The sequence below is a fragment of the Haemophilus parahaemolyticus genome (assembly GCF_018373095.1).
Taxonomy (GTDB): Bacteria; Pseudomonadota; Gammaproteobacteria; order Enterobacterales; family Pasteurellaceae; genus Haemophilus_A; species Haemophilus_A parahaemolyticus_A.
The window spans coordinates 1-8,826 of sequence record NZ_JAHAHT010000075.1; the positions used below are offsets into that span (position 1 = coordinate 1).

An 8,826-nucleotide genomic window follows, 5' to 3' on the forward strand; every position below is an offset into this window, starting at 1 on the left:
ATGAAGAACGAATCCAATTAAAATTAAAAGGACTGAGTCCGATACAATATCGAAAACAGTCCTTTAAATAACAGTCTAACTTTTTGGGGTCAGATCAAACTTGTATTTTTTTTTTTTTTTTTTTACAATGGCACGATTTCAACTTGATTTTTCAGGCTGAAACAAAGGTTTTGTGCAATTGCACAATTTTTTACTTATTCTTTTCTTTTATTTAAAAGGAATACACGATGAAAAAAACAATCTTAGCATTACTTGCTTTAGGTGCATTCGGTATGGCTAATGCTGCTCCTGTAACTCCAATTGGTACAGCAATTCCAACTCAAGCTGCGGGCGTAGTAGCTCCAGCAACTACAGGAAAAACCCACGCTAAAATCACTGTAATGGGTCAGGTGCTTGATAACACCTGTGAAATTAAAACAGAAGATAGAGAAAAAACAGTTACACTTAGAACTGTAGGTAAAAACCAATTAGTTAACCATGGTGATGTAGCGGCAGACCAATTAATCGAACTTCATGTAGAAAACTGTAAATATGGTAATACAAACCAGCCAGGTAGTAACGGTAAGCTAGTAAGTGTTGCATTCCGTTCAACCAACAATGTTGACCACCTTAATAATGGCACATTGAAAAACTTAGACGCTAATCTACCAACAGGAGCTAAAAACGTAAACATCCAGTTCTCTAACTTAGATGGTACATCTATTCGTCTTGGTGCAAATGATTCAGCTAACAAATTAAAAGGTATCTCTGCATCAACGGATGGTACAGGTCTTATTCAATTTAACGCTCGTTACTATGCAACGGCTCAATCTGAACCAGGTACAGTGAGATCAGAAGCTGAATTAGACTTAGCTTACGACTAATCTATATAGATTGCTATCTAGCTTAAGCCCGTCTTTCGGCGGGCTTTTTACTCTTATAGAGAGTATTTATCACTTTTTAAATAATTTTTATTCGGGAGAATAATCTATGCTATCCATTTTTAAAAAATCGGCTCTTGTTTCAGCAACATCGCTTATGCTTTCCTTTGCAGTCTCTTCTGCTCAAGCGAGTGTAATTATTCTTGGTACGCGTCTGATTTACCCGTCTAACCAAAAAAGCCTTAATGTTCAAGTTAACAACCAAAATGGCACACCCGCTTTAGTGCAAAGTTGGATTGAAGACAAACAAGGCAACCAAGCTAATATTCCTTTTATTATTACCCCCCCAGTAACACGTGTGGAGGGTAACCAAGGGCAAACTTTACGTATTACTTATACGGGTACGCAAGCACTCCCAGAAGATCGTGAATCACTCTATTATTTTAATTTATTGGATATTCCACCCAAACCCAGCAAGAAAGAGCTTAAAGATAAGCCAAACTATCTGCAATTTTCGGTGCGTAGCCGTTTAAAAATGTTTTATCGCCCAAGCGGCTTACCTTATCCACCAGCAGAAGCCTATAAAAAAGTAACTTGGCAAGCCAAAGGCGGCAAACTATGGGCAGATAACCCAACACCTTACTATTTAACCTTTACCCAAGCACAAGTGGGTGCAAAAGATACCCCTGCAGCGGTGATGGTGGAACCATTTAGCCAAGGCGAATTTGATGTAAAAGGCGTGAGTAGCGGTCAAAAAGTAAAATGGTCATTAATTAATGATTACGGTGGTGATGTGGCTGGAGAATCACCAATTAAATAACCCCTAAAACCAATTTACTTATGAAAAAATTAACTTTGAACACAGGCTTAAGTCAACTCTCTATTGCATTAGGGCTGGCGTTTGCAGGTTTTGCAGAAACAACTTGGGCAGAAGAATCCCTACCCATTTCACAAGAAGAGAAGGCACCATTAGAAAGCAACGATGAAGATGTTGAGTTCAGTGCCACCTTTTTACAAATGGGGGGGAATGGCTCTACTGTCGATGTTGCACGTTTCCAACAAAAAAACAGCGTTCTACCTGGCGAGTATCCTGCAGAAGTTTGGGTAAACAATAAAGCCAAAGGCGAAATGACGTTGCGTTTTCGTGATAGCGAAAATGCCGCTCAACCACACGCACAACTCTGCTTTACCCCAGAATTAAATGATTTACTCGATCTTGAACGTGCTGCTATTAAGCTTGCCCCAAAAGAAGATCAATGTGTCTCTATTCAAGAAGCGATCCCGCAAGGTAAAGCGGTGTTTAATACAGGGTTACAACGCTTAGAATTTACGATTGCGCAAGCCTTAACCATCAATCGCCCACGCGATTATATTGCACCAAGCCGTTGGCAAACGGGTAGCAATGCCGCGTTTGTGAATTATGATTTAAACCACAGCCGTTATACCAGCCAACTTAATACGCACTCTTCGCAGGCATATTTAAATTTACGTACTGGTATTAACTTAGGCGATTGGGCATTTCGTCACTCTGGCTCAAAATTATGGAGTGAATATGAGGGAAAATCCTCGAATATACCATACCAAACCTACGAAACCTATTTGCAAAAAGATTTTGCCCCGATTCGTGGGTTAATGACCATAGGTGATTTTTATACTTCAGGTCAATTTGTGGAGGGTTTTGCTCTTCGTGGAGTCGGTCTTTCTTCCGATGACCGTATGCTCTCTCCTTCCCAGATGGGGTTTGCTCCACGCGTACAAGGTATAGCCAATAGCAATGCGGTGGTTACTATTCGCCAAAATGGTAATATTGTTTATCAAACCAATGTAACCCCAGGGCCTTTTATTATTGAAGACCTCTACTCTACGGGTTATAACGGTGATTTAACGGTAGAAATTAAAGAAGCTAACGGTCAAGTACGCACCTTTATTGTGCCTTTTTCTAACATTGCCCCCCTTATTCGTATGGGGCAATTCCGCTATCAAGTTGCCGCAGGGCGATATCGTAGCGGACAACGAATTTTTGATGTCAACGTTGGGCAAGCAACGTTACAATATGGTTTACTTAACAATTTTACCCTCAATACAGGGGTTACACTCACCCGAAATTATTGGGCAGGCGCTGTAGGGATTGGTTTAAACACGCCAATTGGTGCATTTTCATTTGATAACACTTGGACAAGAAGTATCTTCTTGCCTAACACAGCATTAGTTGCTCAAGAGACATTAAACCCATACCGTGAAGCACGTGAAGGCTACAGCCTACACGGCAGTTATAGTATTAACTTTAACCGCACGGGTACCAACGTAACCCTTGCAGCTTATCGTTACTCTTCTCGCGATTTTTATAATTTGAGTGATGTAGTAAATGCAAAACAATTTGGTAGCGAAAGTGGATTTTCATTAACAGGCGTGCGACCAAAAAACCAATATCAGATCTCGTTAATTCAAGATCTAAAAGGTTTAGGTAGCCTCTATTTAGTTGGTTCAACCTTTAATTATTGGAATAGAACAGGAACTTATAGTCAATATCAAGTTTCCTACGCAAACAACTTTAAGCTGTTAAGCTACCAGCTTGGTTTTTCGCAAACGATTCATCGTGAAAGTGGTCAACGTGATAACCAAATTTATCTTGGTTTTAGCATTCCATTAGGTCGCAACCATTCGTTATCAACAAACCAAACTCGTGGTTCAGGGCTGAAAAATACTCAGGTTGGTTTAAATGGTAGCTTCGGCGATTATAACCAATGGAGTTATGGTTTGCATGCAAACTCAGGTCAAACTGGTTATCGTAATATTTCGGGCAATATGGATTACCGCAATACACACTTTAACTTTAACTCTTCTATCTCAAAAGATAGCTACGGTTCGCGACAATTTAGCAATGCGTTATCTGGCGTGATCGTCGCACACCGTCATGGCGTAACCTTTGGTGAATCTGTTGGCGACAGTTTTGCAGTGGTGCATGCAGATGGTGCAGCGGGTGCAGAAGTGAATAGCGGACAAGGGCAAGTGTTAGATTGGTTCGGTAATGCCATTATGCCTTACACCCAGCCTTATCGCGTTAATGAAATTGGTATCGATCCACAAAATTTACCGCTAAATGTTGAATTTGATGGTACGGAGAAAAAATTTATTCCGCGAGCCAATAGTATTCACGTGATTGATTTTGAAACTAAACGTAATCGCCTCATACTGTTTAACTTAACCCGTACGAACGGCGAATTATTGCCAATGGCATCCGAAGCTTATGATGAGAATGGCAATTTTGTCGGCTATGTTGTACAAGGTGGTGTGCTGTTTGCTGGTGGTTTACAACAGCCTAAAGGCACTATCACAGTCAGCTGGGGAAATGGCGAGCAAGCCCAATGCCATTTTGATTACAGCGTGAATTTAGAGAATGCCGCCCAAATACAACAATATGAAAAAGTGTGTCAATAAATGGAGGATAAACTGATGAAAAAAGTGAAAAAACAGCGTTTATTCCGCCCAATGATAGGCTTATTCAGCTTGTTATTTGTGGCACCTTTTGGCTCTGCATATGATGGTCGGGTGAAATTTACTGTGGAAATTAAAGAGGGGGGAGTTTGTAAAGTCAGAGGTGGTGATGTCAATCGAGAGATTGATTTAGGCATTGCTTTAGCAGGAGACTTACAAAATATGGGGCAAACCGCCAAGGAAACTAGCTTTGATATCGCTGTGGAAGAATGTGGAGATTTACTCAATGAACCTAATAAAGTGAAATTTGTGATAATTAGCACAAGAGGAAGCCAAACACAGCTGACACAAGGTATTTTACCTAATATGCTTACCTCTGCTAACCAAAACACGGTAGGCGTACAGTTACTAAAAAGCAATGGTCATCCTGTTCCGATAAAGTCGTTTCCCTTGGAAGCCGCACCGGAGGCATTAGAGACAAAATCAAATGGGGATACATTAGGGGTAGTTGCGACACAAGCACATGCGTTTAAGTTGCCCTTAAAAGCCCGATTCTATTCACTTACCAATGGGCTCCCCAATAAAGAAGGAGCGGTTCAAGCGGAATTCATTTTTTCCGCCTATTATGAATAAAGGAAGAAGTAATTATGAAAAAAACGACCTTATTTACTGGCATGATGTTATGTTTGGGTATGTTACCTAACAGCTATGCCGCCACTCAGGGAAAAGTTATCTTTAAAGGTGAGGTCATTGCTGCGAAGCTTTGTACGGTGAAAGCTGGAACAGAAAATCAAACTGTTGATTTAGGTTATATTTTAAGTAGCCAATTTTCCGCCGCTAATCAAGCTGTAGGTACAGGCAAAGGGTTTACTCTCTCAGTAACAGATTGTGGTAACGCAACAAATCGTCTTAAATATTATTTTGTCTCCTCTTATGCTGAACAGGGTACTGGTATTTTAAAAAACTCAGATACCACATCAGGTAACCGTAATTCAGTGGGCATTCAGCTTTTTAACAAAAACAACACGGCAATTAAAGTATTGTCTCAACCAGCCTTGCCTGAACACAATCGTATAGCTGGCGGCTATACTGGTACTGAATTAAGTGCACGCGTCAATGGCAATGCTGTTGATATTGATCTTACCGCAAGATTTTACGGACGTACCGTAGGTTCAACCGACAAAGCTGGCAAAGTCTCCAGCGAAATGACCTTTGGGGTGTGGTATGAATAAAGGAACAAAAACCTTTCAAAAATTGACCGCTCTTTTTATTACCATTTTTGCAATGCCTAAGGAAACTTTAGCTGACAAGGTGGGAGAATGGCATCGAGATGGTTGTAATACAGGTCTCTATAGTGGCTGTGTTCGATTTCCAGGTAATACATCTATATCTTATTATCCTGACCATAATATTGAAACAAAACGTTATAGTTTCCCACGGGATAACCCTACGTCACCAAAGAATCCCATAGATATGAATGCACTAATTCGCGAGTTGGGAGGAAAAAAAAACATTCGGACAGAAACTTATAAGTTATATCGACAGGCAGGAACTGGGGGGAATGGTTGCTTCCAAATTACAGCACGTTTTGATAACCAACTCTTCACAATAGTAAATCATCAGGGGAAGAAAGTTTTTCAATTGAACTCTTTTCCTTATTTGGGCTTTGAATTGCGGGTCAAAACAGATCTATCGGGTTTTGGGGCAAATATTGGCGGTAACAGTAGTTTTAATGGTAAGTTTCATGATGTAACGAGTTATGACATCTCATTTCCGACTGGTTGTATGTTTACAGGAGAGCTAGGGATTACACCAGTATTAGAAGTGACACCTGTTGATTTGACACCTTATGTTCCCGGAACATTTAATTTTTCTAAGGGGAATATTGATCTTAATTTAGAACACTCTTTTGTTGGCACTTTTGCTATAGAGGGGCGGGAGTCGTCTGCTTTCAGACCTCGTGTAACGAGTGATGGCGGTTCAACTATCAATGGTAAAAATGTGACTATTCGCCTTTATGCGACAACCTGTTGGATTGATGGGCAAGCTAATCACGTACGGGATTTTGGCACGAAAAGAAGTTCAGAAATTACCGCGCCTATTACAACAAGTGATGTAGATATTCTTGTAGACTGCGGTGCAAATGCCTATATTGAGCCGTGGATTGTATTTACCGATAATAATAATACTAGTAACGTTAGCAACACACTCAAAATGGTTTATACCAGTGACAGCACAAAAGTTGCCAATGTTGGCATAAGGCTGAAACAAAAAAATGGTCATTACATCGAATTCGGACCTGATAGCCCTAAAAAAGGCACTACACACCAATTAAAATTAACGAAAAGGTTTGCAGCACAAAATAAGTACATTATTAGTTTTACTCCCGAGTTAATTAAATTGAATGCTTCCCAAAAAATCGATGGCGGAAGCTTAGAAGGCCTTGCGACTTACACCTTGTCGTATCAATAACCCAGTTAAAACAAGTATAAAGTGCGGTGAATTTTCACCGCATTTTTATGATTCTTGATATAAGTCTAGAGCGTTTTGCATTGCTTGATTAGGTTTCGACGGATTATTTAAATGCTCAACTAATAAAGCCTGATCTTTTAATGTTAAACGTAAAACTTGGTTTTCTAAAATGGTTTTCTTTGCTTCTTCGTAAGCTACAGATACTACAAAATCTGTTAAAATTCGTCCGCTAATTGCGGCAGCGTATTTAAGTGATTGGTATACTTCTAAATTAACTTTAGCCTCCAGTCTTACTTTTGTGATTGATGTATTCATATGTTCTAACTCCTTAATTTAAGTTAATTAAAGAGAGGATTGTTGAATATTACCGTATCATTGATTTATAAGGAAAAATCTACGCTTTCGCCTATCTTCGCGTTTACATTCCGCCTGCAAAGTATTATTATCTCTACAATTTTTCATCAGTAATTTTAGAGGATAGAATGCAAAACTTAGAAAGTTTGGTAGCACAAGCAGTTGAAGCGGTGAATGCAGCTTCAGATGTGGCTGCACTTGAAGCATTAAAAGTAGAATATTTCGGCAAAAAAGGTCATTTCACGTCGTTAATGCAAGGCTTGCGTGATGTGCCTGCAGAAGAGCGTCCTGCCGTAGGGCAAAAAATCAATGATGCAAAACAAATTGCACAAAATGCGTTAAATGCGAAAAAAGCAGCGTTAGAAACGGCAGAATTAAACGCAAAATTAGCGAGCGAAAGCATTGATGTTTCATTACCTGGTCGTAAAACCGAGTTGGGCGGTTTACACCCTGTTTCCATTACGATTGAGCGTGTGGTCAAGTTCTTCTCTGAATTAGGTTTTAGCGTGGCGAACGGCCCTGAAGTAGAAAGCGATTACTATAACTTTGATGCGTTAAACATTCCTGCACACCACCCAGCACGTGCTGATCACGATACTTTCTGGTTTGATGCAAACCGTCTATTACGCACCCAAACATCGGGCGTACAAATCCGCACGATGGAAAAAGTGCAACCACCACTTCGCATTGTGGCACCTGGTCGTGTTTATCGTAACGACTACGACCAAACTCATACGCCAATGTTCCACCAAATCGAATTGCTTTATGTGGATAAAAAAGCGAATTTTACCGAGTTAAAAGGTTTAATCCACGATTTCTTAAAAGCATTTTTTGAAGAAGATTTACAAGTGCGTTTCCGTCCGTCATTCTTCCCATTCACAGAGCCTTCAGCCGAAGTGGATGTGATGCGTCAAAATGGTAAATGGTTAGAGGTGTTAGGTTGCGGTATGGTTCATCCAAGCGTGTTACGCAACGTGGGTATCGACCCTGAAGAATACAGCGGTTTCGCCGTTGGTATGGGCGTTGAGCGTTTAACTATGTTACGTTATAACGTAACTGATTTACGTTCATTCTTTGAGAACGATCTGCGTTTTTTAAAACAATTTAAATAATTCGCTTCGCTCAAAATCTCCCCCAGCCCCTCTTTTTCAAAGAGGGGGGCTTGATTACAAAGATGGAATAATCCCCCCTTCTTTAGAAAAGAGGAGGGCTTGATTACAAAGATGGAATAATCCCCCCCCTCTTCAGAAAAGAGGGGGACTTGATTACAAAGATGGAATAATCCCCCTCTTTAGAAAAGAGGGGTTAGGGGAGATTTGATAACGATGCAAAACAGTGTACAAGCGGTCAAATTCCGCAAAGATTTTACAAAATTGGAAAGGATATAAAATGAAATTCAATGAATCTTGGTTGCGTGAGTGGGTAAACCCTGCGATTTCAACGGAACAGCTGTGCGACCAAATTACAATGTTAGGTTTAGAAGTAGATGGTGTAGAGCCTGTGGCGGGTGCGTTCACAGGTGTGGTGATTGGTGAAGTAGTGGAATGTGCACAACATCCTGATGCAGATAAATTACGTGTAACAAAAGTGAACGTGGGCGGTGAACGTTTATTAGATATCGTGTGCGGTGTCCAAATTGCCGTTTAGGCTTAAAAGTAGCGTGTGCGACAGAAGGTGCGGTGCTACCTGGTGATTTCAAAATTAA

At 40.3% G+C, this 8,826-nt stretch carries 9 protein-coding genes and 1 pseudogene; 9 read left to right on the forward strand and 1 reads right to left on the reverse strand.

Annotation, left to right across the window (positions count from 1 at the left end):
* From KH943_RS10160 to KH943_RS07600, 7 genes are all read left to right on the forward strand, one after another.
* Positions 1-71, forward strand: a 71-nt coding sequence (locus tag KH943_RS10160; RefSeq protein ID WP_368493496.1) for an IS3 family transposase, incomplete at its 5' end; no start/stop codon positions are given.
* Positions 72-227: 156 nt separating this feature from the next.
* Positions 228-863, forward strand: a complete 636-nt coding sequence (locus tag KH943_RS07575) for a fimbrial protein (protein ID WP_304109683.1) — start codon at positions 228-230, stop codon at positions 861-863.
* Positions 864-969: 106 nt separating this feature from the next.
* Positions 970-1,680 (forward strand): fimbrial biogenesis chaperone, encoded by a 711-nt coding sequence (locus tag KH943_RS07580; RefSeq protein WP_304109685.1) that lies wholly within the window; start codon positions 970-972, stop codon positions 1,678-1,680.
* A 20-nt stretch (positions 1,681-1,700) separates the two neighbouring features.
* Positions 1,701-4,298 (forward strand): fimbria/pilus outer membrane usher protein, encoded by a 2,598-nt coding sequence (locus tag KH943_RS07585; protein ID WP_304109687.1) that lies wholly within the window; start codon positions 1,701-1,703, stop codon positions 4,296-4,298.
* Between the two features lie 15 nt (positions 4,299-4,313).
* Complete coding sequence (locus KH943_RS07590) at positions 4,314-4,928, forward strand: fimbrial protein (protein WP_304109689.1); 615 nt, start codon at positions 4,314-4,316, stop codon at positions 4,926-4,928.
* Positions 4,929-4,942: 14 nt separating this feature from the next.
* A complete protein-coding gene (locus KH943_RS07595) occupies positions 4,943-5,527 on the forward strand; it encodes a fimbrial protein (protein ID WP_304109691.1) in 585 nt (194 codons plus the stop codon).
* Entirely contained in the window at positions 5,520-6,767 is a 1,248-nt protein-coding gene (locus KH943_RS07600; RefSeq protein ID WP_304109693.1) for a fimbrial protein, read from the forward strand. Before KH943_RS07595 ends, KH943_RS07600 begins: the two co-directional genes overlap by 8 nt.
* 45 nt (positions 6,768-6,812) lie before the next feature.
* On the opposite strand, the gene KH943_RS07605 is transcribed toward KH943_RS07600, so the two are convergent.
* Positions 6,813-7,082, reverse strand: coding sequence for a DUF1778 domain-containing protein (locus KH943_RS07605; protein WP_304109695.1), 270 nt, complete (start codon positions 7,080-7,082; stop codon positions 6,813-6,815).
* A gap of 167 nt (positions 7,083-7,249) precedes the next feature.
* On the opposite strand from KH943_RS07605, the gene pheS reads away from it, so the two are divergent.
* On the forward strand, positions 7,250-8,233 hold the full coding sequence (gene pheS / locus KH943_RS07610) for a phenylalanine--tRNA ligase subunit alpha (protein WP_304109696.1): 984 nt from the start codon (positions 7,250-7,252) through the stop codon (positions 8,231-8,233).
* A 277-nt stretch (positions 8,234-8,510) separates the two neighbouring features.
* Positions 8,511-8,826 (forward strand): annotated as a pseudogene (gene pheT, locus KH943_RS07615) (phenylalanine--tRNA ligase subunit beta); the annotation flags it as partial.